At 45.0% G+C, this 26835-nt stretch carries 35 protein-coding genes, 1 tRNA gene and 1 riboswitch; of the genes, 10 read left to right on the top strand and 26 right to left on the bottom strand.

Annotated elements, in window-relative coordinates; all coding sequences use genetic code 11:
- Positions 1–7: 7 nt before the first annotated feature.
- From gcvPB to gcvT, 3 genes are read right to left on the bottom strand one after another with little or no spacing between them, the layout of a single operon-like run.
- Complete coding sequence (gene gcvPB / locus Y79_RS0118325) at positions 8–1480, bottom strand: aminomethyl-transferring glycine dehydrogenase subunit GcvPB (RefSeq protein WP_016938982.1); 1473 nt, start codon at positions 1478–1480, stop codon at positions 8–10.
- Complete coding sequence (gene gcvPA / locus Y79_RS0118320; RefSeq protein ID WP_016938981.1) at positions 1473–2819, bottom strand: aminomethyl-transferring glycine dehydrogenase subunit GcvPA; 1347 nt, start codon at positions 2817–2819, stop codon at positions 1473–1475. Before gcvPA ends, gcvPB begins: the two co-directional genes overlap by 8 nt.
- Positions 2820–2833: 14 nt before the next feature.
- The gene (gene gcvT / locus Y79_RS0118315) at positions 2834–3934 is read right to left on the bottom strand and encodes a glycine cleavage system aminomethyltransferase GcvT (protein WP_016938980.1); all 1101 of its coding nucleotides are present in this window, start codon (positions 3932–3934) and stop codon (positions 2834–2836) included.
- A gap of 178 nt (positions 3935–4112) precedes the next feature.
- A riboswitch (glycine riboswitch) is annotated at positions 4113–4213 on the bottom strand.
- Between the two features lie 145 nt (positions 4214–4358).
- Here gcvT and Y79_RS0118310 point away from each other — a divergent pair.
- The 4 genes from Y79_RS0118310 (at position 4359) to sinR (ending at position 7564) form a co-directional block, all read left to right on the top strand.
- Complete coding sequence (locus tag Y79_RS0118310; protein ID WP_016938979.1) at positions 4359–6029, top strand: DEAD/DEAH box helicase; 1671 nt, start codon at positions 4359–4361, stop codon at positions 6027–6029.
- 21 nt (positions 6030–6050) lie between these two features.
- On the top strand, positions 6051–6845 hold the full coding sequence (locus tag Y79_RS0118305) for a YqhG family protein (RefSeq protein WP_016938978.1): 795 nt from the start codon (positions 6051–6053) through the stop codon (positions 6843–6845).
- Between the two features lie 176 nt (positions 6846–7021).
- Complete coding sequence (gene sinI / locus Y79_RS0118300) at positions 7022–7195, top strand: anti-repressor SinI (RefSeq protein ID WP_016938977.1); 174 nt, start codon at positions 7022–7024, stop codon at positions 7193–7195.
- A 33-nt stretch (positions 7196–7228) separates the two neighbouring features.
- Complete coding sequence (sinR, locus tag Y79_RS0118295) at positions 7229–7564, top strand: transcriptional regulator SinR (protein ID WP_003226345.1); 336 nt, start codon at positions 7229–7231, stop codon at positions 7562–7564.
- A gap of 47 nt (positions 7565–7611) precedes the next feature.
- Here sinR and tasA read toward each other — a convergent pair whose 3' ends face one another.
- From tasA to tapA, 3 genes are all read right to left on the bottom strand, one after another.
- A complete protein-coding gene (gene tasA / locus Y79_RS0118290) occupies positions 7612–8397 on the bottom strand; it encodes a biofilm matrix protein TasA (protein ID WP_016938976.1) in 786 nt (261 codons plus the stop codon).
- A 63-nt stretch (positions 8398–8460) separates the two neighbouring features.
- A complete protein-coding gene (gene sipW / locus Y79_RS0118285; RefSeq protein ID WP_016938975.1) occupies positions 8461–9045 on the bottom strand; it encodes a signal peptidase I SipW in 585 nt (194 codons plus the stop codon).
- The gene (gene tapA, locus Y79_RS0118280; RefSeq protein WP_029575370.1) at positions 9017–9688 is read right to left on the bottom strand and encodes an amyloid fiber anchoring/assembly protein TapA; all 672 of its coding nucleotides are present in this window, start codon (positions 9686–9688) and stop codon (positions 9017–9019) included. Before tapA ends, sipW begins: the two co-directional genes overlap by 29 nt.
- Before the next feature lie 258 nt (positions 9689–9946).
- Between tapA and Y79_RS0118270 the strand changes: the two genes are divergently transcribed.
- Positions 9947–10276, top strand: a complete 330-nt coding sequence (locus Y79_RS0118270; protein WP_016938972.1) for a DUF3889 domain-containing protein — start codon at positions 9947–9949, stop codon at positions 10274–10276.
- Between the two features lie 39 nt (positions 10277–10315).
- Here Y79_RS0118270 and Y79_RS0118265 read toward each other — a convergent pair whose 3' ends face one another.
- The 9 genes from Y79_RS0118265 to Y79_RS0118225 form a co-directional block, all read right to left on the bottom strand.
- Positions 10316–10495, bottom strand: coding sequence for a YqzE family protein (locus Y79_RS0118265; RefSeq protein WP_016938971.1), 180 nt, complete (start codon positions 10493–10495; stop codon positions 10316–10318).
- Positions 10496–10551: 56 nt separating this feature from the next.
- Complete coding sequence (gene comGG / locus Y79_RS0118260) at positions 10552–10929, bottom strand: competence type IV pilus minor pilin ComGG (protein ID WP_016938970.1); 378 nt, start codon at positions 10927–10929, stop codon at positions 10552–10554.
- Entirely contained in the window at positions 10930–11427 is a 498-nt protein-coding gene (comGF, locus tag Y79_RS0118255) for a competence type IV pilus minor pilin ComGF (protein ID WP_235714298.1), read from the bottom strand. It lies immediately after the preceding gene.
- The gene (gene comGE / locus Y79_RS0118250; protein WP_016938968.1) at positions 11339–11653 is read right to left on the bottom strand and encodes a competence type IV pilus minor pilin ComGE; all 315 of its coding nucleotides are present in this window, start codon (positions 11651–11653) and stop codon (positions 11339–11341) included. The genes comGF and comGE overlap by 89 nt, the downstream gene beginning before the upstream one ends.
- Positions 11637–12074 (bottom strand): competence type IV pilus minor pilin ComGD, encoded by a 438-nt coding sequence (gene comGD, locus Y79_RS0118245; RefSeq protein ID WP_016938967.1) that lies wholly within the window; start codon positions 12072–12074, stop codon positions 11637–11639. Before comGD ends, comGE begins: the two co-directional genes overlap by 17 nt.
- Entirely contained in the window at positions 12064–12372 is a 309-nt protein-coding gene (comGC, locus tag Y79_RS0118240) for a competence type IV pilus major pilin ComGC (RefSeq protein WP_016938966.1), read from the bottom strand. The genes comGD and comGC overlap by 11 nt, the downstream gene beginning before the upstream one ends.
- Positions 12373–12376: 4 nt before the next feature.
- Positions 12377–13414, bottom strand: a complete 1038-nt coding sequence (gene comGB / locus Y79_RS0118235) for a competence type IV pilus assembly protein ComGB (protein ID WP_016938965.1) — start codon at positions 13412–13414, stop codon at positions 12377–12379.
- Complete coding sequence (gene comGA / locus Y79_RS0118230) at positions 13401–14471, bottom strand: competence type IV pilus ATPase ComGA (protein ID WP_016938964.1); 1071 nt, start codon at positions 14469–14471, stop codon at positions 13401–13403. Before comGA ends, comGB begins: the two co-directional genes overlap by 14 nt.
- A 192-nt stretch (positions 14472–14663) precedes the next feature.
- Positions 14664–15614, bottom strand: a complete 951-nt coding sequence (locus Y79_RS0118225) for a magnesium transporter CorA family protein (protein WP_016938963.1) — start codon at positions 15612–15614, stop codon at positions 14664–14666.
- A 147-nt stretch (positions 15615–15761) separates the two neighbouring features.
- Here Y79_RS0118225 and Y79_RS0118220 point away from each other — a divergent pair, with 147 nt between their 5' ends.
- Positions 15762–17063, top strand: coding sequence for a hemolysin family protein (locus Y79_RS0118220; RefSeq protein WP_016938962.1), 1302 nt, complete (start codon positions 15762–15764; stop codon positions 17061–17063).
- Between the two features lie 37 nt (positions 17064–17100).
- Here the strand turns inward: Y79_RS0118220 and Y79_RS0118215 are convergent, their stop codons facing one another.
- The gene (locus Y79_RS0118215; protein WP_016938961.1) at positions 17101–17931 is read right to left on the bottom strand and encodes an STAS domain-containing protein; all 831 of its coding nucleotides are present in this window, start codon (positions 17929–17931) and stop codon (positions 17101–17103) included.
- Positions 17932–18004: 73 nt separating this feature from the next.
- Here Y79_RS0118215 and Y79_RS0118210 point away from each other — a divergent pair.
- Positions 18005–18075, top strand: a tRNA-Gln gene (locus Y79_RS0118210).
- A 64-nt stretch (positions 18076–18139) separates the two neighbouring features.
- Here Y79_RS0118210 and Y79_RS0118205 read toward each other — a convergent pair.
- Positions 18140–18520, bottom strand: a complete 381-nt coding sequence (locus Y79_RS0118205; RefSeq protein WP_016938960.1) for a Spx/MgsR family RNA polymerase-binding regulatory protein — start codon at positions 18518–18520, stop codon at positions 18140–18142.
- Between the two features lie 236 nt (positions 18521–18756).
- Here Y79_RS0118205 and Y79_RS0118200 point away from each other — a divergent pair, with 236 nt between their 5' ends.
- The gene (locus tag Y79_RS0118200) at positions 18757–19002 is read left to right on the top strand and encodes a DUF2626 domain-containing protein (RefSeq protein WP_003153078.1); all 246 of its coding nucleotides are present in this window, start codon (positions 18757–18759) and stop codon (positions 19000–19002) included.
- A 39-nt stretch (positions 19003–19041) separates the two neighbouring features.
- Here the strand turns inward: Y79_RS0118200 and Y79_RS0118195 are convergent, their stop codons facing one another.
- The gene (locus Y79_RS0118195; RefSeq protein ID WP_016938959.1) at positions 19042–19680 is read right to left on the bottom strand and encodes an MBL fold metallo-hydrolase; all 639 of its coding nucleotides are present in this window, start codon (positions 19678–19680) and stop codon (positions 19042–19044) included.
- A gap of 154 nt (positions 19681–19834) precedes the next feature.
- Here Y79_RS0118195 and Y79_RS1000000121065 point away from each other — a divergent pair, with 154 nt between their 5' ends.
- Positions 19835–20008 carry a DUF2759 domain-containing protein gene (locus tag Y79_RS1000000121065; RefSeq protein WP_003153076.1) on the top strand — a complete coding sequence of 58 codons (174 nt, stop codon included), beginning with the start codon at positions 19835–19837 and terminating at the stop codon, positions 20006–20008.
- Between the two features lie 33 nt (positions 20009–20041).
- Here Y79_RS1000000121065 and Y79_RS0118185 read toward each other — a convergent pair whose 3' ends face one another.
- From Y79_RS0118185 to Y79_RS0118165, 5 genes are all read right to left on the bottom strand, one after another.
- On the bottom strand, positions 20042–20356 hold the full coding sequence (locus Y79_RS0118185) for an MTH1187 family thiamine-binding protein (protein ID WP_016938958.1): 315 nt from the start codon (positions 20354–20356) through the stop codon (positions 20042–20044).
- Between the two features lie 5 nt (positions 20357–20361).
- The gene (locus Y79_RS0118180) at positions 20362–21399 is read right to left on the bottom strand and encodes a YqgU-like beta propeller domain-containing protein (protein WP_016938957.1); all 1038 of its coding nucleotides are present in this window, start codon (positions 21397–21399) and stop codon (positions 20362–20364) included.
- Positions 21400–21471: 72 nt separating this feature from the next.
- Positions 21472–22596 (bottom strand): M14 family metallopeptidase, encoded by a 1125-nt coding sequence (locus Y79_RS0118175; RefSeq protein WP_016938956.1) that lies wholly within the window; start codon positions 22594–22596, stop codon positions 21472–21474.
- 81 nt (positions 22597–22677) lie between these two features.
- Positions 22678–23640, bottom strand: a complete 963-nt coding sequence (gene glcK / locus Y79_RS0118170; protein ID WP_016938955.1) for a glucose kinase GlcK — start codon at positions 23638–23640, stop codon at positions 22678–22680.
- Positions 23641–23658: 18 nt separating this feature from the next.
- Entirely contained in the window at positions 23659–23883 is a 225-nt protein-coding gene (locus Y79_RS0118165; RefSeq protein WP_016938954.1) for a YqgQ family protein, read from the bottom strand.
- Between the two features lie 197 nt (positions 23884–24080).
- Between Y79_RS0118165 and nhaC the strand changes: the two genes are divergently transcribed.
- Positions 24081–25445, top strand: a complete 1365-nt coding sequence (gene nhaC / locus Y79_RS0118160) for a Na+/H+ antiporter NhaC (RefSeq protein ID WP_016938953.1) — start codon at positions 24081–24083, stop codon at positions 25443–25445.
- Between the two features lie 76 nt (positions 25446–25521).
- Here nhaC and Y79_RS1000000121350 read toward each other — a convergent pair whose 3' ends face one another.
- From Y79_RS1000000121350 to rpmG, 3 genes are all read right to left on the bottom strand, one after another.
- Positions 25522–25695 carry a hypothetical protein gene (locus tag Y79_RS1000000121350; RefSeq protein WP_016938952.1) on the bottom strand — a complete coding sequence of 58 codons (174 nt, stop codon included), beginning with the start codon at positions 25693–25695 and terminating at the stop codon, positions 25522–25524.
- 62 nt (positions 25696–25757) lie between these two features.
- Entirely contained in the window at positions 25758–26312 is a 555-nt protein-coding gene (locus tag Y79_RS0118150; RefSeq protein ID WP_016938951.1) for a 5-formyltetrahydrofolate cyclo-ligase, read from the bottom strand.
- 78 nt (positions 26313–26390) lie between these two features.
- A complete protein-coding gene (gene rpmG / locus Y79_RS1000000121060) occupies positions 26391–26540 on the bottom strand; it encodes a 50S ribosomal protein L33 (RefSeq protein WP_003153056.1) in 150 nt (49 codons plus the stop codon).
- Positions 26541–26835: the final 295 nt, after the last annotated feature.

The following is a 26835-nucleotide window of genomic DNA, read 5'->3' as shown; positions in this document are numbered from 1 at the left end:
CTTTTTTTTACACCCCTTCAGATGTATGTTCGTATTTTAAAACCGGCTTTCTTGCGGCCTTGGTTTCATCCATTCTTTTGACTACCGTGGTATGCGGCGCCTCCTGAACGATTTCAGGCGATTCCTCCGCCTCCCGCGCAATTTGAATCATCGCATCTATAAACGCATCAAGCGTTTCCTTGGATTCCGTTTCCGTCGGTTCGATCATGATGCTTTCTTCAACATTTAGCGGGAAATACACAGTCGGCGGGTGATAACCGAAATCTAAAAGCCGTTTAGCGATATCAAGCGTTCTTACGCCGAGCTTTTTCTGCCTTCTTCCCGATAACACAAATTCATGCTTGCAATGACGATCATACGGGAGATCATAATAAGGCGCGAGTCTTCTCATCATATAATTTGCATTTAAAACCGCGTTTTCGGTCACTGCTTTTAAGCCGTCAGGCCCCATAGAACGGATATACGTGTAGGCTCTGACATTAATGCCGAAGTTGCCGTAATAAGGCTTTACGCGCCCGATCGATTGCGGGCGGTCATCGTCAAAAGTCAAACGGCCCTCTTTTTTCGTGAGAACGGGTTTCGGCAGATACGGAATGAATTCTTTTTTTACTCCGACCGGCCCCGAACCCGGTCCTCCCCCGCCGTGCGGCCCGGTAAATGTTTTATGCAGATTAAGGTGAACGACGTCAAACCCCATATCTCCCGGTCTTGCTTTACTTAAAACGGCATTTAAATTCGCTCCGTCATAGTAAAGTTTTCCGCCGGCCTGATGGACGATTTCAGCCATTTCCGTAATGTTTTCCTCAAATAATCCGAGGGTGTTCGGATTCGTCAGCATCAGCGCCGCTGTTTCTTCATTTACCGCTCTTTTCAGATCTTCAATGTCAACCAGTCCGTGTTCATTCGACTTGACGGTAATCGTTTCAAAACCGGCGACCGTAGCGGATGCCGGATTCGTGCCGTGAGCTGAATCAGGGACAATGACCTTCGTCCGTCCGAAGTCCCCGCGCGCTTCATGATAGGCGCGGATCATCATCAGGCCGGTCCATTCGCCGTGAGCGCCCGCGGCAGGCTGCAGCGTCACCTCGTCCATGCCGGTAATTTCCTCCAAATGTCCGCTTAAATCGTATAAAAGCTCAAGCGCCCCCTGAACCGTGTCCTCGTCCTGAAGCGGGTGGATGGCGGAAAAGCCTGGGAGCCGGGCAATTTTTTCATTTAATTTCGGATTGTATTTCATCGTACAGGAGCCGAGCGGATAAAAACCTGAATCAACTCCGTGGTTTCTTCTGGAAAGAGCGGTATAATGCCGCATAATATCAAGCTCTGATACTTCCGGGAGCTTTGCGTCTTCATCGCGGATGTAGTCACCGGGAAGAAGGCTTTCAAGCTCTGTTTCCGGCACATCAAGCTCCGGAAGGCTGTAACCGATACGCCCTTCGCGGGACATTTCAAAAATAAGTGCCTGATCTTGATTATTCATGTTGATCCCCCAATCCCGCAATAAGCGAATCGATCTCTTCTTTTGTTCTCAGCTCTGTGACGGCAATAAGCATATGCTGATTCAATTCCGGATACGCAAGGCCTAAGTCATATCCGCCAATGATGCCGTCTTGCAGGAGCCGCCGGTTTGCTTCCTTGACGGGGAGGTTCAGCCTGACGGCAAATTCATTAAACATCGGGCCGTCGAATGCTACGTGCAAGCCGGCTTTTTCCGCTTGGCGTCTCGCGTAATCGGCTTTCAGTATATTTTGGCGGGCCATGTCTTTGACGCCGTTTTTTCCGAGCGCCGTCATCGCGACTGAAGCCGCTAACGCATTCAGCGCCTGGTTTGAGCAGATGTTAGAGGTGGCTTTGTCTCTTCTGATATGCTGCTCTCGCGCCTGAAGGGTGAGAACAAAACCTCTCCGCCCGTTTTCATCCTCCGTCTGGCCGACAAGCCGGCCCGGCACCTTTCTCATCAGTTTTTTCGTTACCGCAAAATAGCCGCAGTGCGGGCCGCCGAACGCCGCAGGTATGCCGAAAGGCTGCGCGTCCCCGACGACGATATCAGCTCCGTATGCTCCGGGCGGAGTCAAAATACCGAGGGCGAGCGGGTTAGAAGAAACAATCAGCTGGCTGTTCCCTTTATGTGCGAGCGGCTCAATGTCCTTTAACGACTCAATTTGTCCGAAGAAGTTCGGATACTGGACGATTACAGCGGCCGTTTCATCACAGACGGCATGTTCTAATGCGTCAAGGTCTGTGACGCCGTTTTTTGCAGGCACCTCTACAACTTCAATATATTGGCCTTTTGCGTATGTTTTCAGGACATCCCGTGATTCCGGATGCACGGCGGCGGAAATGACGATTTTTTTCTTTTTCGTATGTCCTGACGCAAGCATCGCCGCTTCTGCCAGCGCCGTTCCCCCGTCGTACATGGAGGAGTTTGCAATATCCATACCTGTTAACTCGCAAATCATCGTTTGAAATTCAAAAATCGCCTGCAGCTCTCCTTGTGAAATTTCAGGCTGGTAAGGCGTATATGCCGTGTAGAACTCTGACCGGGAAATCACATGATCGACGATAACCGGCTGATAGTGATCGTACACTCCTGCCCCCAGAAAAGATGCATATGTAACAGCGTCCTTATTTTTCGCCGCAAGCTTTGTCAGCTCTCTTGTCAGCTCTGTTTCTGATTTTGCTTTTTTAATTTGGTAGTCTTTTTGAAACCTCACATCTTCCGGAATATCGGCAAACAGTTCATCAATTGAATCTGCGCCGATGGCTTTCAGCATTTCTTTTTTATCCTGTTCTGTCGCGGGCAAATATCGATGCTTCATATGACTCTCCTTTTTCAGCTCTGTTTTGGGCGTTTATAAAACGGTGTGCGGACAATCTTTGCTTTTACCGTTTTTTTGCGGATTTCCACTTCGACTTCCGTTCCAATTCCACTGAATTCCGTTTTGATTAAGGCAAGGCCGATATTTTTCTTTAACGTCGGGGATTGTGTGCCTGTCGTGACTTCCCCGATCAGGGCACCGTCTTTTTTCACGGCGTATCCGTGTCTCGGAATCCCCTTTTCAATCATCTCAAGCCCGACCAGCTTACGCGGAGCTCCTTTTTCTTTCTGTTCACTCAATACAGACTTCCCAAAAAAATCAGAATCTTTCTTGTGTTTTACGGCAAATCCGATCCCGGCTTCAATCGGTGTAATGTCTTTCGTCAATTCCTGACCGTATAAAGCGAGCTTCGCTTCAAATCTCAGCGTATCACGCGCGCCGAGGCCGCACGGAACGATTCCTTCATTCTCTCCCGCTGTAAGAATCTCCTTAAATAGATGCACCGCATCTTCATTTCGGCAATAGAGTTCAAACCCGTCTTCACCGGTATAGCCTGTTCTTGAAAGCAGAACTTGGCGGCCGGCAACGTCCGCTCCATCAATAAACGTAAACGGTTTTAAGGAAGACAAATCACGTTCAGTCAGCTTCGCAAGAACCGCCTGAGCATTCGGCCCCTGAACGGCTAGCAGTGAAATCCCGTCAGACTGATTCATCAGCGTGACATCCCCTTCCGCGTGTTCTGTCAGCCAAGCGATGTCTTTTTCAATATTGGACGCGTTAATCACAAGCAGATAGCAGCTCTCGCTTTTCTGATAGATCAGCAAATCATCGACCGTACCGCCGTCAGGATAACACATGGCGGTATAGAGGGCGCTTCCCGGATTTAAATCGGCAACGTCATTTGTCATCATTTTTTGCAGAAAAGACAGGGCGTCTTTACCGGAGACTTCGACTTCTCCCATATGGGATACATCAAACAGACCCGCCTTTGTGCGGACGGCTTCATGCTCCTCTTTAATAGAAGAAAATTGAACCGGCAGCTCCCATCCTCCAAAATCAATCGTTTTTCCGCCGTATTCTTTATACACGTCATAAAGCGGTGTTCGTTTCAGCATCATCTTCCCCCTTCAGTCATTGGCGCATTGTAAAGACATATAAAAAAGGACAGAGAAACACCTCATGAAAATGAAGGTTTCTCTGTCCCGGCACCTGAAAGTTTACTTTATGAAAACATCATAAAGACGTCCCCTTTGGTGGTCTGCTGCTTCAAATCGCAGACACTCTCCAGAGTTGCGTCGAGCAAGAGTTCTTTTGCCTGAGAGATTCACTCCGCAGTTTGCTCCTTCGGCGCCCGGATGCACATTTTTCGTCCGAGTCTCTCCCCTTGCTGTCATTCGCTCATATTTACCAATTGTTATGGACATACTAAAGCAATATCTTTTAGTGAAATGATTACTTATATCCTACCACCCTCACTTACGTCCGGCAACAAAAATGATGATAAATCAGTTTTTTAAAAGAAAGGCGGTTTTGTTACATATGACAGCAGAGATCATATTTGATGCAAACTGGCCGGGAGAGTTTTCTGAGCGGCTGAAAACGGACGGTCCCTGGTCAAATTGGGAGATGTACAAACTGTCGGCTGAAGTCCAGCAGACCCTTGCCATTCCAGAATTCGAAGGGTTGAGGGCTCCTTTGTACCTTCCCGATTTCACTCCGCTTCCCCATCAGCTTGAGGTCGCGCAGAAAGTCGTTGAAAAAATGAACGGCAAAGCGATTTTGGCTGATGAAGTGGGGCTCGGAAAAACGGTCGAAGCGGGCCTGATTTTAAAAGAATACATGATTCGCGGGCTGGCCAAAAAAATCCTGATTCTTGTGCCGGCATCACTCGTTTCCCAGTGGGTGAAAGAGCTTCAGGAGAAGTTTTTAATACCCGCTGTTGAACAGAAGAAAAGCTATGTGTGGGAACAGTGCGATATCGTCGTTTCTTCTATTGATACGGCCAAGCGTTCGCCTCACAAGGAGATTGTGCTTTCGATTCCGTATGATCTCGTCATTATTGACGAAGCGCACAAGCTCAAAAACAGCAAAACGAAAAATTATGAATTTGCGAGAAGTCTTGTGAAGAAATACTGCCTGCTTCTGACGGCGACGCCGATTCAAAACCGGATCGAAGAAATCTTCAATTTAGTGTCACTGTTAAAACCCGGCCATTTAGGAAACGAAAGCGGATTTCAAGAAACGTTCAATCAGAAGGACGGGATTGACGCTCATGAGCATTTGAAAGAGCTCGTCAATAAGGTGATGATCCGCAACACACGGAGCGACACGGGGCTTACATGGACGAAGCGACACGTGGAAACAGTGCCGATCACCTTTTCACCGACGGAACAGGCGCTCTACGATGACATTGCCGCACTGAAAAACGGCACGGAAAAGCCCGCAAGCGCATTTTCCATTATGACGCTGCAAAGAGAGTGCTGTTCAAGCAGGGAAGCCGTGTATATGACGCTCAAAAAAATGCTTGACCAAAAAGACAAACAAGCGCCTGCATTCGATGAACAGACAATCGCTAATTTAATGGACCGCATCAATCAAGTCACGAAAAACTCAAAAGCGATTCAAGTTGTTGACTTGATTAAAAAGATTAATGACAAGGTCATTATTTTTACTGAGTATCGGGCGACACAGATCTACTTGCAATGGTTTCTCCAGCAGAACGGCATAAGCTCCGTTCCGTTCAGAGGCGGATTTAAACGCGGGAAAAAAGACTGGATGAAGGATCTCTTCCGCGGCAAAGTGCAGGTCCTGATCGCTACAGAAGCCGGAGGGGAAGGGATCAACCTGCAATTTTGCAACCATATTATCAACTATGACCTCCCGTGGAACCCGATGCGGCTTGAACAAAGAATCGGAAGGATTCACAGACTCGGTCAGGAAAGAGATGTCCACATCTACAATATGGCGACAAAACATACGGTGGAAGAGCATATCTTAAAACTCTTGTATGACAAAATTCATTTATTTGAAAATGTCGTCGGAGAACTAGATGACATTTTAACAAAAATCAAAGTGAGCAATTTTGAAGATCATTTACATGATATTTTATGCCACTCGCTGACAGAGGAAGAAATGCGGATCAAAATGGACAACCTTACCTCTTTCTTATCGTACGGTACGGAAAAACCCGCCAGAAAAAAAGGCTCTTAATCTAAAAGGAGGAAGCGCGACATGAGACAGCAGGAGGTTCACCAATTTTTACTGCGCTTTTTTGAAGCGAACCACTGCCCGATTACTGAACACGGGCCGGGTTTTATGACGGTTCAGTTGACGGTCGAGATGGACAAACAAATTATGAACCGCCCGTTTTATTGGCATTGGCGTGAAAAAACGGGCGGCGAACCGAACCCGATGAAGATCACGTTCATCACTGATAAAGAAATGGCTCCGGAAGATATGGACGGCGAGTTTATTTACTTTGGAGCCCCGCGCCTCTTTCAAATCTTTCAAGCAGTTAAACAAAATGGGAGATTTACAAGAATATATGAGAAAATTGTATCAGCCGGAGCCAGAGTGCCGCTTCAGCCCTGGCTTGGATTAAATGTAGTGATTTCATACCAATCCGACATGAAAAAAGACAGACTTTTGTCTTTAGGCCTGCATCTTGTTTCTGGAACAATCGTTGAGGGATTTCAGCAGAAGCTTGCACCTCTGCCGATGACATCACAAATATCAGACTATTGCTTTACCATATCGCCGATGATTAAGCCGGAAAGCGGAATTAAAAGGATGGAGCATTACTTAAAAGACGCTGCCGCCAAAGAGCCGTCAGACTGGGCTGACAGCGCGATCGCCAGATGGAAAAAGGACCTCAGGCTGCTCGATCAGTTTTATGAGCAGACAGAAGAAAAACCTGAGGAATACCATTTGGAAAAACAAGCGCTGAAAGCCTTATATCAGCCGAAAATTCATATTCAGATTGAAAACGGCGGTTTATTTTTCCTGCAAAGTAATTTTTCTGGATAAGCGTTATCCATTCGACACCTTTCCCGTTTTTTCTGGAAATTCTATATTATAATAAAAGTATATAGAAAAAATTTCTGGCGTTTCGCATGCGATGAATCACTTCCAGACATGTAAAGATAAGGTCATGGGCGGATTGGCTGAAATACATAAACAAGTATTTTAGGAGGAGAAAATGCATGAAAAATGCAAAAATGGAATTTTCGCAATTAGATAAGGAATGGGTTGAGCTGATATTAGAAGCTCAAAAAGCAAATATCAGCCTGGAAGAAATACGCAAATACCTGCATTCGCATAAAAAGTCTTCTCAACATATCCAGGCCGCCAGAAGTCATACCGTAAATCCTTTCTGAATGTGCTATAATATCACAAGGAAGGTGATGACATTGATTGGCCAGCGTATTAAACAATACCGAAAAGAAAAAGGCTACTCACTATCAGAACTAGCTGAAAAAGCTGGGGTAGCGAAGTCTTATTTAAGCTCAATAGAACGAAATTTACAGACGAACCCCTCCATTCAATTTCTAGAAAAAGTCTCCGCTGTTCTGGACGTCTCGGTTCATACTTTACTTGATGAAAAACATGAAACCGAATACGATGGTCAATTAGATAGTGAATGGGAGAAATTAGTTCGTGATGCGATGACATCCGGGGTATCAAAAAAACAATTTCGTGAATTTTTAGATTATCAAAAATGGAGAAAATCGCAAAAAGAGGAGTAGTGCCGCCATATGTGCACAACTCCTCTTTTATCTGCCCGACGTTCGGATTAGTTTTTATCCTCACTGTGAGCCTTTTCGTTTTCCTTCACGTAACCGTCTTTATCCGTATGATCTTTTGTAATGGTCAAGCCGTTCCATTGCGTCGCTTCAAAAGAGAATTGAAGAGAAATCGCATTGCCTTGGAATTTGTTTTGGACACTCAGTCCGTCCGCACCTTTTGCGGTATCATTTTTAAATTGGATTTCCATCCGCACCTGATCATAATCAACAGGCGTTTTCGGAACTCCGTCATACTCAGGCGCCGTCTTGCCGTTAATGGTTGCCACATTGACTTTTCCGCTCTCGCTCAGGAATTTCGGATCAATGTGTTTGCTGATCGCTTCGGCAGCTGCTTTATCCTGTTTTGTTGACATTAAGTATAAGTCTTTCAGGCTGGCTGCCTTCAAAATGATATTTTTAGGATAGCCGTTGCCGCCTTCTTTGCCGACTGTCAGAACCGTAATTTCAAACTGACTGAGGAAATCTTCCGCAGATTCGTTTCCTTTTTTCGCTCCTTTGAAGTCAGTAAAATTCAAAGCCATCAGCACTTCTTTAATGGCAAGCGAACCATTATTTCTGAATTCAAAATCTTTCGTCAATTTATCACCTGGTTTTAAGTTTGACAAATTGACATTGGCTGATTGTTCTTTAGCCGATAAATCAAGCGTTCCTGACGCAAATGTAGCGTCCGTCGACTTCACATCATTAAATGCGGCCCATGTGCCTCCTCCCACTAATGCTAAACCGAGTGCGGCTGAGGCAACGCCCAAGCTTAATTTCTTTTTCATACCCATGTTTGTATTCCCCCTAGTTTTTCTTTTTTGTTATCAAATCCTGTCGCCAGGTTGCAACCGTATTCATGTGGACATCGTCCCGTTTTTCGCATGTTCTTCCAGCGCTTTCGTCTTCCGCTCGATATCGCGGAGAGCGCTGACAATAACTGTTATTGAGTAAATCAACAGCATGACGCCGGGAACGATTAGCAGAATCGCCGTTCCGATCGGCTGGCTTGCCAAATGTATGACATATCCCGCATACGGAAGCTGATATCCCGTATACTGAGCCGCCACGTTTTCAGCTTGAACAGGAGCGGCATCCGGAGCGGCATTATGGTCTCCTTTTGTCTCAAACATCAGGTGCCCGCCCTTTTTTGTGATCCCGATAATTCTGTGTGTTACGGCTGATCCGTCATTTTGTGTAAAAGTGATGACATCGCCTTTTTTTAAATCATTCACGTCAGAAATTTTCTTTACCGCTATGAGCGAACCCGTCTTAAATTCCGGGTCCATTGAACCCGACAGCACGGATTTCAGCGTATAGCCGAAGATGGCCGGCTCACCGCCGGAAGCCCGGGTCGAGATCACCGTTAAAGTCAGCACAATAATCAAACTGAAAATGACGGCATACAAAATATTACTGATCAGTTTCAGCGTTCTTTTCATGTTCTTCCCCGCTTTCTTTTACCGGCTCAGCCGGTTGTTTTTCTGTTTTCTTCTGATCGGAAGCCGTCGCCTTTTCCTGGCATTTGACAAGCTTCATCGGTTTTGACCACTCATACTTTTCATCATTCGCAGGATACCCTTCAGGCTTGTAAACCTTGAATGCGTATATGCCTGGCTGCAGGGCCCGCTTTGACTCAATTTTATAAATCGTTTTGCTTTTTTTATCAGTAATAAGCCCTTTATCCACAACATTTCCGTTTTGCAGAGGCTGTTGCTGAGAGGCGATTTTATGGAGTTCCCATTTCCAGTCAGAAACAGTCCGCTCTTTTCCCCTATTCTCCAGCTCGGCATAGAGTCGAAGCGGCGCACACACGGCGCCCGACGTATCAGTTTGATTTGTTATATGTAAATCACTTTGATCCCAGCGTTCGTCATAACGGCAATTGTCATCTGAATATCGAAAATCTCCGCACGTTTGAACCGGAAGACTGAAGCTTTTCACATCATTAAAGGAGGAACTCGTGTCACCCGTAAACTGAGCACATATCGTCACGGACAGGCAGAAAATGAACGTAAGCCGCAAAAACAGCATTATCCTCCATCTCCCCTTACCCCTTTTCTCCATTCGCCACAATCGGAACATGCCTTACCCCCTGTAAAACTGTTAATAAATATAACAATCGTTCTTTTTAAAGAACTGCACAAACAAAGTATAATCAAGGTTTATCGTCTTGAAAAATGTCAAAAACGGTCAAATTGTTCGTTTTTAAGAATATAATCTTTTAAAAACATCGTTTTGCTCCAAATTACACACCTTTTTGGAATTTTTTCTAATAAAATGTGAGAAAATAATGAAGTGTTCAGAACAAATTGGAAATCATATACAGCGAAAGGACGAAGAATGATGATCAAACAAAGTCTGATTTGCCTTTCTCTTCTTGTTTTCGGGGTTTCAGGAATGGATCAGGCGGAAGCGGCGCCTTACTATGCTGTTCACCATAAATCAAAATGGGAAAAAATCGCGGAAAAAGAAGCTAAAAAAAGATATCCGCTCGCTCAAACGTTATTTATTCAAAAGGTGTGGGACCGTAAAAGAACAGATGAAGCGGTAAAACAATACCACCTGACATTGCGGGAAGGCGCTAAAGAATTTGGTGTGTTTGTTACGATTTCTTTTAATCCCTACAGCCAAAAAGTAAATAAAATTGCCGTCATTGAGGAATACCAATAAAGGCCCTCCTGTATCAGGAGGACCTTCGTGTGTTACACTTTATTTTTTCCGCTGCATCCACAGCTTAAAACCATACGGCAATATTCCGAACCAGTGCTGGGAAGCCGGCACTTTCTTTTCTTTCCGCACTTCTTTTCGCTCTTTCCGTTCCTGTTTCGGCGTATCGAAATATTTAACGAATTGCTCAGTCATATATTTTACATAATCGTTTGTTTTCACGGCTCTCACCTCATATTGCTGTCTTTACTATGAAGTGTTGTCCCGCCGCCTCTTTTTTATACTTCTGTCCATTGAATCAGCTGTTTCTTCTTCTGATTGAACAAAAGGTGAACCTCCCGTCTCGTCCCTGACGCTGTTTCCGCCTGAATTGTAACCTGAACCGCTTCCGGGTTATCGCTTTCGGTGATCTGAAAGGAAACGGTTCCGTACGGAAAACGATGTGTATCGGTTCGGTCCTTTTGTCCCTGTATCACATGACGGCTTGACAGCAGCGCGCCGTTTTGAAGCAGGTTTTCACCGATCCAGTACTCCCCGGCCTCTTTTGCAAAGGTTTTTCGGGTGATGAAATCAGTTGAAGTATAGCTGATGACAAGTAAAACCGCGGCAGAAACAAACAGAACCGCTGGATATATAAACCCGTCAGATTTGTACATTTAATCACCTTTTAAAGAGCTGTAAACCGGAATGGCTGCCTGATTCTTTTTACCTGTATCGCTTGAGATCTCTAATAAAAGCAGGCCGTTTTTCACACCAGCCGTTAAAGATGCCGCATGATGCAGGATCGGAACGTGGCCTTTTCCGTTTACTCTTTTCCTTATCATCGTATGGTAGATTTCAAAACGCACTTCTTCGCCTCCTGTTTTCCGGCAGCTTAATGCCCGTCCGCCGTCCTCCGGCTTTACAGTCTCGGCCTGTTTACATTCATTCATGATCTGCTGAACGGCAATATGATATTCCCGGCTGTCTATTCCGCCGTTATCGTTTTGGCCTGATAAAAACAAATGTAAAACCGGGCTCAGGGTGCTTGATAAAAAGAGACAGACTGCCAAGGAAAACAAAACATTAAGAAGCGTAAAGCCAGTCTGTTTTGAGAATGCTGAGACACATTTCTTTTTCGCCGCGGACAGCCGCACAGACTTTGTAATAATCACCTTCCTCCTTCCACGTCACACCGGGAGACGGCTGCTTTTTTCCGGACATCATATAAGCGCTGATACGTTCCTGGAGAAGCTGGCGCGCTTTTTGGTGTTCCTCTGTTTTCAAATTATCCGTCAGCATGTCCGTCCAGACCGGAACGATAGAAATCATAAGAAACAGCCAAATGGCCATTGCTGATAGTGTTTCAATAGTAGAGAACCCTTTATTTCCGTTCTGCATGGACATTTCCGCTCCCTAGGTAAACTGTTATTTCATAAGTGACCCCTGCGTGCTTCAATTGAATCTTTCCGCCGGAATTCGGATGGCCTTTTTCATTAAATTCAAGACTCTCCGGCAAGGTCATAAGTGTAATATGAAGCGAATCAAATGAACGCTCGACAGCCTTTCCGGCTGACTGGAACTTGTATTTATGCTCTTTTGTGAGAAAAATGATTTTTGTTCTTTTATGCTCTGCGACAGCCGTTTCCTGAACAAGCTGGATATCTTTTTGGAGCTGTTCCGTTTTTTGCCGAACGGCCAGATGGGTATAAACCGGCGGAAGCGCCGTGAACAAGACCGTCAGCAGAACGGATGCCAGGCTTAACACAATCAGGCTTTCAAGAAGGGTGAATCCGCTTTCTGTCAGCCTGTTATTGTTCAACTGTAACTTCCCCGCCGCTAATTAAGATCTGTTTTCCATTCGGACAGGCTGTATTCTTTTTGATATATCCCTCTGACTGTAAGTCTTTCATATCCGGCATTTTTCCTTCATGGTCGATTTCGTACGCCGTCACTTGGGCTTTCACCATATTCTGCAGTCCTTCACAGCCTTTATGCTGTATGCTTTGATTATGTTTTGTAACGTTAGGAATCGTTATTAAAAGCAGAATTGAAACGATAAATAACACGATCAGCATTTCAATTAAAGTAAATCCATCTTGATTTTTCAGACGAAGCACTCCCTTACATTTGGTTCATCATCTGGTACATCGGCATCATCATTGACATATAGACAATCAGAATCATACCGGCCACAACGCCGTAAATGACAGGCTGGAGAATGCCTGTATACTTCTCCGCGTTTTGTTCAAGGCGCTCCATCATAAACTGACTGTACGTATAAAGCTCGCGATGAAGCCTGCCGTTTGCCTGTCCGTGGCTGACTGCAGCCGCTAGATCTTTTTCATAACACGGATGCCCGGAAAGAGCGGATTCTATTGTCTCACCTGCTTTCAAACGTGTAATGAGCATATCCGCTTCTTCACGATAAAAAGGCAGAAAAGATTGTTCCTTAAAAGCCGTTAAGCTGTCATAGATAGAAAGACCGGATTTCAGAAGACTGCTGAGCTGTAAAGAGAAAAAATAGCTGTTAAAAAGAACGGCTGCTTTTCCTATTAAGGGGATTTTCACAACAATAAGCATTTTGTCTTGCGGGGATTTTTTCTTACATAAAAACCAAACGAACAAAAACAAGCTGAGAGCGGCTGACAGCACCAGTGCGCAAGCTTCGTGAAAATGCTGAAAAAACGAAAAAATGAAACTGACGCAACCGGAAGTATTCATATTCATTGATTGATAAATCCCTGAAAATTGCGGGATGATCATACTTTGCAGAATATAAAACATGACACAGACGGAGCAGATTAAAAACATCGGATACCGGAGCATTTTTTTGACTTGATTCGTCTGCATGAGCTTTCTCTGTAACAATTCGCCGCTTTGTTTCATCGCCCCGGGCAATTCTCCGTGTTTTTCCGCGAAATAGCAGATAGAGACGGCTTCTTTATGAAAAGACAATGCCTCAAGCACTTCGTAAAACGCATCGCCTTCCCTCAGCCGGCGGATTCCGTCCGTCAGCTCTGCAAGCTGGCGTTTATGAAGCTGGAGTTTCAGCAGTCTGAGCCCTTCGATCAGACTGTACCCTTTTTCGATCATTTCACCGAGCCTTTTCAAAAAAGCCGCTTGATCCTTCAACGGCCAGGTTCTTTTAATCCGCTTCATGATACACCCACCGATCGTAGTTGTCAGTCGTGACATAGCCGAGCGCGATTCCTTTTCGGATCAGCCTGCGGAGTGTCTGATATTGAAAATTGGCGTGCTCTCCTTTTGCTTCCTGAAAGCATTGGGTGAGATTTTTCCCGTAAAGCAGTTCATAGATTCCCGCACGGCGCGTCTGCCTGTACAGCCGGCAGTACACGGAACAGTTTTCCGCTTTGCAAAACGGACACGTTAAATCAACCAGACGCTGAGCGGCAATGGCAATAACGGTTTGTTCAATTTCCGTCATGTTCACCCCAAACTCCAGCAGCCTGTATATAGCGCCTTTAGCATCTCTTGTATGCAAGCTTGAAAGAACAAGATGCCCCGTCATAGCCGCGCGGACTGCGATTTCAGCCGTCTCGGCATCCCTGATTTCCCCTAAGATGATCATATCGGGGTCATGTCTTAAAATCGCTTTTAAACCGGCGGAGTATGTGACTCCGGCTTTTTCATTCACCTGAACTTGTAAAACATCTTCATCTCTCGTTTCTACGGGATCTTCAAGCGTGACAATCCGCCGGTTAAAATGACGTTTTGCATAATTGACAAGCGAGTAGAGAGTGGTCGTTTTTCCAGATCCGGTCGGACCGGTAAAAAGAATCAGGCCGTGGGAATGCTTCAGAAAGGACAAGAGTGCGGCGCCTGCCCCCGGGAATAAGGACAGTTTATCCAGAGGGGGAATCTGCCGCTTAGGCAAAAGCCTGATGACAAGACTTTCATCATTCATTGTCGGTAAGGTTGACATCCTTAAATGAACGGTTTCGGATGGAAGCGGCAGAGACAGTGATCCGTTTTGCGGCTTTCGTCTTTCTCCTATATCCATCGCCGATAAAAACTTAAAATGAGAAATAAGCCTTACGCATTCCTCTTTTTTTAAGACTCTTGTTTTCACAAGAGCATGACCAATGCGAAAATGAATGAAAGCATCCCTTTCACGCGGCACAATGTGTATATCTGAAGCTCTTGCCGTATAGGCCTCGTTTATAATGTTCCTGCTGTATGTTTCAATATTCTCCATAAGATTTCCCTCCTTCCGACACGTATTGTAAATCAAATAGACAAGAGCCGGCAAAAGAGAAATAATGCTTTTTACACAGTGTAAAACGTAAAAAAATCAAAAATCAGCTGCATGATATTGATTTACTGAATGAAATCCGGAACCATTCAGTCATTTTCGGCCGCCAAAAAAGCAGGCATGTGCCTGCTCTCCTTAGCGTTTCTTTTCTTTCCGCAAATATTTCTTTTGATTCTCCCGCAGAATATCCCCTGTCCACCCCTTCTGCCGCAGATAAATGTAAATCAGCAGGGTGGATACGATAATAAGCACGATGGAACAAATATACGAATATTTCCAATGAAGCTCCGGCATATTATCAAAGTTCATCCCCCAGAGAGCGCCAAGTGCCGTCATCGGTGTAAAGAGAGTTGTAAAGATCGTCAATGCTTTTACAATTTCATTTCCTCTTTGAGAGGTGATGACTTCCTCGGCATGCAGCAGATTGCTCAGCTCCTGATCGAACTCATTGATATATGTAATCCCTCTCTCCATCTTTTGATGAGCCCTGAGGTAATCTTTCTGCCTGTCATTTTTCGGAAGAAACGCTTCTTTTAAAGCCATTTCCACTTTTTTAGCCCCCAGTGTAAGGCCTTTCCAAATGAACAGCTCATGGCGCAGCTTATGCACGTTTTCCAAGATTCCTTTGCTGTTGTCATCATGAATCTGCCATTTGAGCGTCCGCTGCTTAACTTCAAATTCATCCAGTCCGATCAGGTAGGAATTCATCAGCTCTCCCAGCAGAACAAAAAAGCCTTCAATCGGATTTTCACAGGTTTGAATCTGCTGTGTGGCATGCTTTTCTTTTACACCGCGCAGCAGCGAAAAATCAAAATTAATCGTAAAAAAGAAGTCTCTCGTAATATAAAAGTGAAATACGGTATGGTTTTTTTCATCATCTAATCCTTGATGATAGATTAAAGATCCGAAAACTGCTTCATTATTTGGATCATTTGTATCTGCGCGCAGAAAGTTTATATGGTTTTCATGTTCAAACCACTTTTCGCATTGCGGCCAGTGATTGTGGTGGATCATTTTTTTTGCTTCCGCTTTTTCATGCGGACCGAGCTGGTACCAAAACCAGTCCGTCCCCGAATGTATCTTCATCTCTTGTCAGCCTCCAGTTTCGCTTTCTTGTTTTTAATTACCGTAAATGAAGCAGGCTAAACCAGGTTTGATGTTTGAGCAGCTTTCCAGAGTGGTATTATTCCGAAAAAAGGGAGGTGCAAGCCTTCCTTCGCGGAAGGCGTTACATTGTATATCATCAAACTGACTGCCATCGTACTATTTATTTTATTAACGGCGTGTTTTGTCGCCATCGAGTTTTCAATCGTTAAAGCAAGGCGCTCCCGCATCAATCAGCTCATTCAGGAAGGTGTGAAAGGGGCAAAAGCAGCCAAGCATGTCATTACACACCTTGATGAATATTTATCGGCGTGCCAATTGGGCATCACCGTAACCGCCTTGGGACTCGGCTGGCTTGGTGAACCGACAGTCAAAGCAATGCTTCAGCCGTTATTTTTAAAAACCGGGCTTCATGAAGCGGTTTCCCATGTACTGTCACTGATTATCGCATTTTTGCTTGTTACATATGTGAATGTTGTCATCGGTGAACTCGCCCCGAAAAGTTTTGCCATTCAAAAAGCCGAGCGGATTACGCTTTTGTTTGCCAGACCGATCATTTTGTTTTATAAGTTAATGTTTCCGTTCATCTGGCTGCTTAACCATTCCGCCCGCCTGATTACAGCCCTGTTCGGCTTGAAGCCGGCTTCAGAACATGAAATGGCTTATACGGAAGAAGAATTGCGGGTGCTGCTTGCTGAAAGCTACCGAAGCGGCATGATTAAAAAAAGCGAGCTGCATTACGTAAATAACATTTTCACATTTGATAAGCGCACTGCGAAAGAAATCATGGTGCCCCGGAATGAAATGGTGAGCCTGCCGTTAGACAGCGGATCAGGACATAAGCTCCGCGACATTATCAAAACAAATAAATATACCCGGTATCCTGTCGTAAAGGGAGATAAAGATCATGTTGTCGGCATCATCAATATAAAAGAAGTTTTATTCAGATTCCTGTCTGAAGGGGCATCGTTTACAAAACACGAGCTCAGCCCTTACATTCAGCCGGCCATCCACGTGATTGAGACGATCCCGATTTATCAATTGTTCGTTAAAATGCAGCGAGAACACGCCCATATGGCCATTCTCATTGATGAGTACGGCGGAACCGCGGGGTTAGTAACCGTGGAAGACATCATTGAAGAGATCGTCGGCGAGATCCGGGACGAATTTGATACGGATGAGACACCTTCCGTTCAAAAGCTTGGAGACAGCCGTTATCTTCTCAACGCCAAATTGCTGATAAGTGACGTCAATGACGTACTCGGAACTGAGATTACGGCCGATCAAGTCGATACACTCGGGGGCTGGTTCCTTACTCAGCATATTGATGCAAAACCCGGAAGCACCATTGATTTTGAAGGGTACACATTTACAGTAAAAGAAATCGACAGCCATCATATCATTACGATTGAAGCTGACAAAGCTGAATAGCTGAGGGGGGAATCCCTCTCGGCCATTCAGCTTTATATCATCTTAATGATTCTTTTACGACAAAACCGTTTTTTGCCAGCGCCTTCGCCAGACTCTGCTCTGTTTTCACCTGAGAAAAGTCGATGCCGAGCTTCACGACGGTTTGCGCGATTTCCGGCCGAATGCCTGAGATTGTCGTTTCTATGCCAAGAAGTTTTGTGCTGTCAATCACTTTAAAAATTTGATAAGCGACCATCGTATCCACAATCGGCACACCTGATATATCTAGAAATAAATAAGAAAGCCGGAGCGAAGAACATTGGTCAAGCACCGATTCCAAAATCATTTTTGCCCGGTAAGTGTCAATTTCGCCGACAAGCGGCAAAATTCCAATACCGTCGGCAATCGGCATAATCGGCGCACTTAGTTCGTTAATCATTTCTTTTTGGGCGTTTAATTGCGTTATCGTCACTTTATGATATTCCTCTGTAAATACTTCAATCATATGGTCAATTGCTTGGTTCAGCTTCTCTCCCCATGTAAATACCGCATTTGTATCAAGCTTTTCAGACATCGTTTCACTGCATGTCTGTATGCGGTTCCAGACCAATCTCCGGAACTCCTTAAAGCTTGCGACGCTTTCATAGACCGGGACTTCATGCACGGCCCTGTCTCTTGCGAACTGCAGCGCCCACTTTGTCAGCTCCTCTTCTTCGCCGTCTTTCCCCGATAAAATGCCGGCAACGATTTCAATTAACAGGCGGTGCTGCGTTTCCGCTTTCCGCTCATCTGAAGGCCGCCCCGGTTCGTGGATGAGCAGCCATTCACGTATGATTTCGCCTGATTCTTCCATTAATACTTGAGATAATACTTCATTTAAATGTTTCACGGGTTTCCTCCATTCAAATCTGACTTGTATGTATAAACCGGCGCCGGATGCACATACTGTAATTAGCATTCGATGGGCTATAGCCAAGCGGTAAGGCAATGGACTTTGACTCCGTGATCGTTGGTTCGAATCCAGCTAGCCCAGTCCTGGAACCGCAAAAAACGAAGATTAGCTGATAATGTTTGATCAGCGGATCTTCGTTTTTTTCTTATGATACAGATTGATGTACCGTTTTTTTCTTCGTCAGCTTCATCAATTCTCCTGGATTATATCCGACAACAAGCTTTTTGCGATCGATCAGGATCGGACGCCGCAGCAGCTTCGGCTTTTCAATCAAAAGCTTCAGCACTTCATTTACAGTCATTTCTTCAATGTTCAGGTTGAGGTTTTTAAATGTTTGGCTCCTCGTCGCTAATATTTCATCAATTCCTTCGGTTGTTAAGGATAAGATTTGCTTCAATTCATCAATTGACGGTGTCTCCCTGAATAGGTGGCGCTCTTGAAAGTCAATATTGTGGGCTTTTAACCAATGTTTCGTTTTTCGGCATGATGTGCAGCTCGGGTATGAATAAAAAATAAGATCTTTCATTTTTAAAAATTCCTCCCTCGGATTATCCGTCTCTTTGTTAACATAAGTACCCTGAACTTTTTTTCGCTAAACGTATTTCAAAAAGATTTTTCGGATCTTTTTTAGAGAACGGCATAAGATATAAAACACAGGGAAAGACATAAATTCCACAATAAATATAATCATGAAAATGTTTACATTTTAACTGCCGATCTATTATAATAAACTTCAGATAGACTCTCGGGAGGGGATAAGGAATGAATCGCATGTTCCGGGTGTTAGGATTTTGGACGGGGATTTTTGCAGTCATGTTTTTTTTAGGCGGCATGAAAGACGCATCTCTTTTGTTTTTTGGACAGACGATCTTTTTTGTATTTCTTTCTTATTTGAATCTGACTGAGCGGATGTATATTTATATTTTCGGAGCGTACTTAACCGTATTTTTCGCCGGATTTACATATTACTCTATTTTTATTATGACACCGGGCGGCGGAACCCACTGACTGAAAAAGACAGACCGATTACGGTCTGTCTTTTTTCGTTTACAATGAAAATCCATTAATAAACGGATTTCGCTCCTGCTCTGTCTGGATGTCCGTTTCCGCGCCATGACCGCTTAACACAAGTGTATGTCCGGGAAGCGTGAGCAGTTTTTGATGGATGGAATCAAGCAATACGTCCTGATTTCCTCCATGTAAATCCGTCCGGCCGATGCCTCCCTGAAAGAGCACATCGCCTGAAATCACCAAATCAGCGTCCTTCACATAATAAGAAACGCTTCCAGGTGAATGTCCCGGCGTAAACAGCGTCTCCAAATGGAAAGGGCCGATGTCCAATATGCCGTCGCCTTCAATCAGCCGATCGGCGGGCCGTGCCGTGACAGCGATGCCGCGCAATATGCCTGATCCGTTTAAGGAAGAGTCCTCCAGCCACTTTTCTTCATTTTTGTGAAGATATACGGGAACATCCCATCTGTCTCTTACCTCGTCAAGCGCGCCGATATGGTCAAAATGGGCGTGCGTCAGCAAGATCGCAAGCGGCTTCAAATTGTTTTCTTTTATGTAATTGTTGAGTTTGTCCGCTTCCCCGCCCGGATCGAAAATTAGACAAGATTGATCCTCGCTGACGAGAAAATAGGCGTTTGCCTGAATCGGACCGGCCGGCATTCGTCTCCATTTCACTTTTATCACCTCTTTATGTATATGCCCTTATTATGAAGGTTTTCTGCCGAAGATTCAATGAATGCGGCTGGGAAAACACTATCGACAAACAAAATGAAAACGGTTAAAATAAAATGGAAAGATTTTCAGGTTCCAATGACAAAGGGGGAGCATGATGTTACTTGTTGTAATCTTCGGCCTTGTCGCATTATTAGCTGTGTTAGGAGTCCTGCGGGCTGTCAGACAGAGAAATATCCTGGGATTTTTGTTAGCCGCCGCCACACTGGGCGTGTTCGGCTGGTTTACCGTAATGACCGTTGTTACAAGCGGATATCCGACTGCACATTAAAAGCCTGTATCCATTAGGATACAGGCTTATTTTTTATTGCTGCAAATGTTTGCTGACACTTTTGATTTTGCTCTCCAGCGTCGTTTCTTTATCACGCCTGTCATCAATGCGGATATTGGTCGCCACTCTGTGCAGCCCTTTTTGGAACGGGGCTTCGTGGATCTCCTGAGTGACCGCGAACAAGTCGCTCAGCTCCCCTTCAATCAAAGTGTTCATCGGTGTGAGCTGAAATTTGATTTTGCCGGCTGCTTTGTAGCCTTCCAAAATCTTTTGCACGTCCGCTACATACTCACTGACGCTCGGTGTTTTTGTTCCGATCGGAATAATTGTCACATCTGCGATTGCCATTTGATTCAAACTCCTTTTTCATTTGTTATGATTGGTTCTGTCAGTCCTGTTTTCAGTGAAATCAGACGATCATACGTAAAGCCGTATAAAGCGTATTCCCCGTTCGGAGAGATCTGAATCGGTTCCATTTCCGTATTGTTAAGCACCGTCCGCTCCCGTTTGTCCCCCAAGTCAAAGCTGATCAGCCTGTATAACCGGCCCTCCGGCTTAAACGTGTAAAACCGCTTGTGGGTCTGATCGTAATCATATTCCATCGGCGCAAAGCTCTCATACTTTTTTTGAAGAGGAAAGCGGTGTGTCACAGATGCCGGCTTTTGGAAAAGGAACTCGCCGTTGCCGTCCGGTTTATCCGTTTGTCTGACGGCAAGCATCATACCCGGGCGGGAATCTGCCCAGATGACATGTTGTAGCACTCTTTTTTCTTTTGCCGTCTCCAGATCATAAGAATATAAAGGGCCCTCTTCCTCCGTTTTTCCTTGCTTAATATATTGAAATTCATCGGAGGACGTCCAATGGACAAAAGGGGCCTGAACGGGACTCATTTTTAAAATGCCGCGTTTCATATCGGCCGTATAGGCTGTGAAGTCCCATGTTTCAGAAAAAACGGTAATCATCATTTGGTACGGGTCATATGGATTCCAAGCCGTCTCCAGCTCATAAGAGTTAAAGGCTTTGTGATAAAGTCTTTTCCCCTGCTTGTTCATGAGCACAAGCTCAGTCTGTCCGCTGTTTGTCACCTGAACGAGAATCAGCTTTTTTTTCAGGCTGATCTTTACATTGACAATATGGCCCTTTGTTTCGCAGAGCGGTTCGGATTTTCCGCTGAAAAGGTCATATTTCATCAGCTGATTATGTGCTGTATACAGAATGGTCCTGTTATCCAGCCATCCTTCCGTTTTCTCCGCTTCATTTTTACTGAGCGGAACGATTTTTTGTTCTGCTGCTTTTGCTGAGACGTCTGTGTCAGGCTGCTGATGAGATGGTTCACAGGCCGCTAAACACAGAACGAACGCGGACAGCAGAACACAACACAAGTATCTCACCAGCCTTCCCCCCATTCTTTTCTATTGTCCCATATTTGTTAATATAAACAAATGAGAAATTTCACAGATGTCTCAAAAAACAAGCGCCCTCCACAATATTCCTTCCGTCGCTTGATAAATATCCGAAAACTGATGAAAAGGCAAAGGATTTTTCCCCTTCCCGAGCTCAACGGTATAGCCCTCTTTTCCGTATTGCTGTATAAACCAATCCCTGAAACCGGCATGGCTGTCAATGGTTTTTACACCTTGATAGCGGTTTCCGCTTATCGCTTCGAACTCCCGGATGACCTCACATGATTGCTCCGGTTCACATCCTTCGTACCCCCAATAAATCTCTTCTCCCTGTGTATGAAGCGCGATCAGCCTGTCAGGCGGCTGCTCCGTTATCAGCCGGTGCATCGCCTGCGCCTCCGGTTCAGTGAGCGGCGCCGTGCCCGGAAAATCACGGTACGAGGGAGCCTTCGGTTTGCGCCTCTGTTCAATCTCCCAATTCGATGGGAAATGTTTATTTAAATCAACGCCGTTTATATTCGCCTTCCATTCGCGGAAATCCGGGCGGTGCTCATTTAATTCATTGAGAAATTCATTTTTTTCTGATAAATCTTCACATCCGTAAAGTACGAGATCCACACCGTCAGGATTTACGAGCGGAACGAATGATAAGGATGTCCGGCTGAATATATCAATAGCGGAAAGTCCGAAAACCGTTTTATTTTCGCATAATGCCGCGCAATATTCTTTGCACCATTTAATCGCAACCGACGTGGTAATCCATTCATTGGCATGAAAAGAGGCGTTTACATGCACGTTTCTCTCGGCCGTATCCGCGCCTATTCTCAGCTCATAGAGCGGTTTTCCCAAAACGGAACTGCCGATTTTACGGCACGTGACAAACGGAAAGACATCCGTTATTTTCTCAATTTCTTCATAAACCGATTGAGAGCCGTACACCTTTTCTTCCTTCACCCATTGATCAGCGGAAAGAATGCTTTCACAGTGCCGGATGTATTGCGAAAGCCCGCTAAGCGTTTCTATCGGACATTCTGGCTGACTGCTCACGAGGAAGCCGGGACAAAATAATTCATCGCTTTCCGCCGTTTTATTGGCGTCTTCCAACAGTTTTTTATCAATTGAAAGCACCTGTGCAACATCTTTCATATGCCGTTTTATTTCAGGTTTGACACGAATTCCCGCCATGTTCATCCCCCTTTTTTAAAACTATATGACAGGGGAGATAAAAAAAGAAAGCCGCCCGCTATATGGGCAGGCAGACTTTCTCTAGCAGTTTTGATATTTAAGCCATTCATTTTTGGCAATCCATGCTCCGCCGATGACTCCGGCGTCATTTCCCAGTGCCGCAATCGAAATATCGGCTGCTTCCGCAGAACGCGGGAACGCGGTGATTTTGAAGGTCTCTTCCACTTTTGACCGCAGTATTTCGCCTGCTTTAGACACGCCTCCGCCGAGCACGATTTTCGTCGGGTTCATGGCGCTTGCCAGATTTCCGAGCACGAGGCCTAAATGTTTTGCGACATAATCAACGACTTCAAGCGCTGTCTTATCCTGCTGTTTTGCCGCATCGAACACGTCACGTGCCGTCAGATCACGCACTTGCAATAGCGAAGAGTCGGAAACCGACGCAAGTTTTTCTTTTGCGATGCGGACGATGCCGGTTGCGGACGCAATCGTTTCGATACAGCCGGATTTTCCGCAGTTGCACGGAGCTCCCCCTTCCGGAATGCTGCAAATATGACCGATTTCTCCGCCGGCCCCGTTTTTACCGTGAACGATTTCGCCGTTGACGATGATGCCTCCGCCGACACCGGTTCCGAGCGTCACCAAAATGACATCTTTGGCTCCGTCACCTGCGCCTTTCCACATTTCTCCGAGCGCCGCGATATTGGCATCGTTTTCAATAACGGCCGGAATACCCGTTTCCGCCTCGAGATGGTCTTTCAAAGGATAGTTTTTCCACCCCATATTAGTCGTCTCATAAACCATCCCTGTCGCTATTTCCACGGGTCCGGGCGCTCCCATGCCGATCCATTTCAAGATTCGTTTCGGCTTGTTCAATTCTTCCAGCTTCTGGTCAAGCGCTTTTGCAATCGTGACCGTTATAGTGTTTCCTGTCTTATCGGTCGGAACCTCCCATTTATGCTGGATTTCACCGTACATATTGATAAAGGCCAGCTTGATAGTTGTTCCGCCAAGATCAATCCCCGCAAACCATGTCTCTTCCATAATGATCTCCTTTTCTTATTAAATCCTGCTGTTGTCTCTTCTTTTAATCCTCTCAGATTCCTGCTGTAGAACTCCGGAGGCCTTCAGCCATAAGTCTCTTTCAATCACGTTTGACAAGTACATTTCCTTTAATTCATCTTTCATAAAGTCAATTTCAGCTTGTCTGTCACCGAAATACACGATATGTCCGAATGACTTAAACAGCTGCTGTACGTCATAAAATGAATTCATCTTCTTCACCATTTCTTTTCTTCTCAGTATAAGCGTATTTCATCTCTAAAGCAGGCGTCAAGTAAAAAACAATTGGATAAAATTCACTTGTGTCTTTTTGGTAAAATCCATATTCATAATTGTAAAAAAACACTCATTTATGCGTTTTTCTGTTACAATACTTTCGTGCCCAAAAGCACAAAAGGATTAAAGTTTGATGGGGTGTTGTTTTGAAACAAGAAAAAAGGCTGACGTTCATTTCAGCCATCGGTTTATTTGTTTTAATGTTAGCAGTCATTATTTCCTGCCTGTTTTTCTTTCATACGGAGCCGCATATGCCGCTGTTTTTTTGTGTCATTATTCTGTCTCTGGCAGGTTTGCGGCTCGGTTTCTCGTGGGGCAGTCTTGAAAAAGGAATTGTCAGCGGATTGAAAAACGGTGTACAGCCGATTATCGTGCTGGCTTTGATCGGTATGCTGATCGGCGCTTGGATGTACAGCGGGGCTATTCCCTCCGTCACTGTTTACGCTTTATCAATAATACAGCCGAGTCAGCTGCTATTGACCGCATTATTTTCATGCATGATCATCAGCACACTTGTCGGCTCAAGTCTGACAACTGTCAGTACAATCGGCGTCGCGCTGTTAGGGGTGGCAAGCGCGGCGGGAGTTCCGCTCGAATGGACGGCGGGAGCAGTCATTTGCGGGGCCTGTTTCGGTGATAAAATGTCACCGATGTCCGACACGACGAATTTTGCCGCCGGTATCGGCGAAATTCCGATTTTTAAGCATATCCGCCATATGATGGGCACGACCGTTCCGGCACTTTTGATCACAATCGTTCTTTTTTATATTCTCGGTTCATCCGTTTCAATAAATGCCGCTTCAACGCAAAATATTGAGGCGGTCATTTCTGGAATTAAAGAGGCCGTGCACGTTACGCCTTGGTCGCTTCTTTCACCTCTTTTGGTAATCATTTTGGCGGTCAGACGGGTTTCCGTTATTCCGGTGCTTACCGCCGGTATTATTTCCGCAGGGCTTCTGACTGCCGTTTTGATTCCTGACAGCAGCATTCAAGGATTTATATCCGCCCTGCAAAGCGGCACGGCTTTTAAAACCGGCGACCAGGCTGTAGCCAGCATTATCAACAGAGGCGGACTTCAATCCATGATGGGATCAGTATCTCTGATTATGATCGCCTTTGCGCTCGGCGGCCTGATGGAAAAAACAGGCCTGATCGCAGCGCTGCTTCAAGGATTGATAAAAGGCGTGCATACGAAAGGACGTCTTGTCATGGCGACCGTCTTCTCAAGCATTGGAGTAAACCTTGCGACAGGCGAGCAATACTTGTCGATCTTAATTCCGGGTCAGTCTTATAAACATTTATATGACAAGCTCAGCATTAAGCGGCTTCACCTTGCACGATCGATTGAGGACGGCGGAACATTGATCAATCCGCTGATTCCTTGGGGAGTAAGCGGCGCTTTCATGGCTAGCGCATTAGGGGTTTCTGTCATCGATTACCTGCCGTTTACCTTTTTCCTGTACATTTCACCGATCATTTCAATCCTTCTCGGTTTCCTGAAAAAAAACTGACATTACGAGAAAAACCTGCCGTCATTACAGGCAGGTTTTTTCATGCAAAAAATCCCGCTGAAAAAACGGGATTTGTTTAAAAGGCCTGCTGAATGAACTTATTTCTGATAAACGGTATTTTTAAAAAAAGATGAATAAACGACCGTCTGATCCCCGGCTGGCTGAGCACGGTGTTCATCAGACGGTAGCGGTTTTGGTAAACGGCAAAAACAGAGACGGCGCATAATGAGTAGATCAACAATTTTTTCATTTTATCCCTCCTGCCCCTATCGTTTGTCAAACAGCGAGAATTATTCGGATGCAAGAAGTTTTTTATGCGATGGTTTCAGATTCAGTCACGATCATATCGACCGGAATATCGTGGGGCATGCGGGGAATGCGGTCTGTCAGCTGGCAGTCGAAGAGAAGCGACACGGTACGGCCTTCATAACCGGTCAGAAACCGATCATAATATCCGCCGCCGTATCCGATTCTGAAGCCTTCCCGGTCAAAAGCCACACCCGGCACAATAACAAGATCAATGTCTTTTTGAGCCGCTTTTTCAGTCAGGCTTTCGATCGGTTCACTGAGACCGGCATATACGGTTTCCAGCTGATCATCAGCAGAAAATGTACGGAATTCCATCGCTCCCGTCTGGGGGAAGCATTTCGGGATACAGACTTGTTTTCCCTCTTTCCAAGCCTGTTCAATAATCGGCCGTGTCGGAATTTCCAAGCGTTTCGAGATGGTGACGGCAATCATGCGGGCTTGTTTCCATTCTTTTAAAGAAAACAGCGTTTTGTACATGCTGCGGCTTTTTGCCTCCCATTCACTTTCTGTTATGCCGGAAAGCTTTGCTTTTATATCGGTTCTGATTTGTGCTTTCACGTTTCTCAAACCTCCCTGAAAGACAAAAAAGCCAGAACTTTATTGAAAGCTCCAGCTTTTTTCGCCGTTTAAAACAGCTTATTTTGTTTCACGGTGTAACGTAGATTTTTTATCACGTGGGCAATATTTTTTAAATTCAACGCGGTCCGGATTGTTGCGTTTGTTCTTTTTAGAAATATAGTTACGCTCACCACATTCAGTGCAAGCCAAAGTAATATTAACGCGCATTATTTTCCCTCCAAACTAAATATCATTTACTTATTCAGACTTATACATAATACCACTATAATGCACGGAATGCTAGAGCTGATTTACATGAAATGTTGTTTAAGTGCAGAAAACATCAGTTTATGTTTCTGATCCTCTGAATGACCTTGCGCAAGACGCATACAAAAAATGACGAAACAGGACAAAAAAGGGCTTTCATATGCGAAATCTATAGAGAAATATCCGTTTGCCCCCCGAATAAAAAAGATTTTCCGACAAAATTCTGTTTTTTTCTCTATTTCCTTTAGAATGGCGG

It is taken from the genome of Bacillus siamensis KCTC 13613 (genome assembly GCF_000262045.1).
GTDB classification, from domain to species: Bacteria; Bacillota; Bacilli; order Bacillales; family Bacillaceae; genus Bacillus; species Bacillus siamensis.
Note: the sequence above shows the minus strand (reverse complement) of the source record. Positions and strands in the feature narration are given on the sequence as shown.

Excerpts from the sequence above, each read along its gene's own strand:
- Y79_RS1000000121065 (WP_003153076.1), top strand. The coding sequence starts at position 19,835 with ATGTTACTTGTTGTAATCTTCGGCCTTGTCGCATTATTAGCTGTGTTA.
- Y79_RS0118205 (WP_016938960.1), bottom strand. The coding sequence starts at position 18,520 with ATGAAAGATCTTATTTTTTATTCATACCCGAGCTGCACATCATGCCGA.
- Y79_RS0118225 (WP_016938963.1), bottom strand. The coding sequence starts at position 15,614 with ATGAAGATACATTCGGGGACGGACTGGTTTTGGTACCAGCTCGGTCCG.
- Y79_RS0118310 (WP_016938979.1), top strand. The coding sequence starts at position 4,359 with ATGACAGCAGAGATCATATTTGATGCAAACTGGCCGGGAGAGTTTTCT.
- gcvT (WP_016938980.1), bottom strand. The coding sequence starts at position 3,934 with ATGCTGAAACGAACACCGCTTTATGACGTGTATAAAGAATACGGCGGA.
- Y79_RS0118270 (WP_016938972.1), top strand. The coding sequence starts at position 9,947 with ATGATGATCAAACAAAGTCTGATTTGCCTTTCTCTTCTTGTTTTCGGG.
- gcvPB (WP_016938982.1), bottom strand. The coding sequence starts at position 1,480 with ATGAATAATCAAGATCAGGCACTTATTTTTGAAATGTCCCGCGAAGGG.
- gcvPA (WP_016938981.1), bottom strand. The coding sequence starts at position 2,819 with ATGAAGCATCGATATTTGCCCGCGACAGAACAGGATAAAAAAGAAATG.
- Y79_RS0118200 (WP_003153078.1), top strand. The coding sequence starts at position 18,757 with ATGAATCGCATGTTCCGGGTGTTAGGATTTTGGACGGGGATTTTTGCA.
- comGB (WP_016938965.1), bottom strand. The coding sequence starts at position 13,414 with ATGAAGCGGATTAAAAGAACCTGGCCGTTGAAGGATCAAGCGGCTTTT.
- Y79_RS0118185 (WP_016938958.1), bottom strand. The coding sequence starts at position 20,356 with ATGGCAATCGCAGATGTGACAATTATTCCGATCGGAACAAAAACACCG.
- comGA (WP_016938964.1), bottom strand. The coding sequence starts at position 14,471 with ATGGAGAATATTGAAACATACAGCAGGAACATTATAAACGAGGCCTAT.
- comGG (WP_016938970.1), bottom strand. The coding sequence starts at position 10,929 with ATGTACAAATCTGACGGGTTTATATATCCAGCGGTTCTGTTTGTTTCT.
- tasA (WP_016938976.1), bottom strand. The coding sequence starts at position 8,397 with ATGGGTATGAAAAAGAAATTAAGCTTGGGCGTTGCCTCAGCCGCACTC.
- comGE (WP_016938968.1), bottom strand. The coding sequence starts at position 11,653 with ATGCAGAACGGAAATAAAGGGTTCTCTACTATTGAAACACTATCAGCA.
- rpmG (WP_003153056.1), bottom strand. The coding sequence starts at position 26,540 with ATGCGCGTTAATATTACTTTGGCTTGCACTGAATGTGGTGAGCGTAAC.
- sinI (WP_016938977.1), top strand. The coding sequence starts at position 7,022 with ATGAAAAATGCAAAAATGGAATTTTCGCAATTAGATAAGGAATGGGTT.
- Y79_RS0118305 (WP_016938978.1), top strand. The coding sequence starts at position 6,051 with ATGAGACAGCAGGAGGTTCACCAATTTTTACTGCGCTTTTTTGAAGCG.
- sipW (WP_016938975.1), bottom strand. The coding sequence starts at position 9,045 with ATGAAAAGAACGCTGAAACTGATCAGTAATATTTTGTATGCCGTCATT.
- Y79_RS0118175 (WP_016938956.1), bottom strand. The coding sequence starts at position 22,596 with ATGGCGGGAATTCGTGTCAAACCTGAAATAAAACGGCATATGAAAGAT.
- Y79_RS0118165 (WP_016938954.1), bottom strand. The coding sequence starts at position 23,883 with ATGGTGAAGAAGATGAATTCATTTTATGACGTACAGCAGCTGTTTAAG.
- Y79_RS1000000121350 (WP_016938952.1), bottom strand. The coding sequence starts at position 25,695 with ATGAAAAAATTGTTGATCTACTCATTATGCGCCGTCTCTGTTTTTGCC.
- tapA (WP_029575370.1), bottom strand. The coding sequence starts at position 9,688 with ATGTTCCGATTGTGGCGAATGGAGAAAAGGGGTAAGGGGAGATGGAGG.
- glcK (WP_016938955.1), bottom strand. The coding sequence starts at position 23,640 with ATGGAAGAGACATGGTTTGCGGGGATTGATCTTGGCGGAACAACTATC.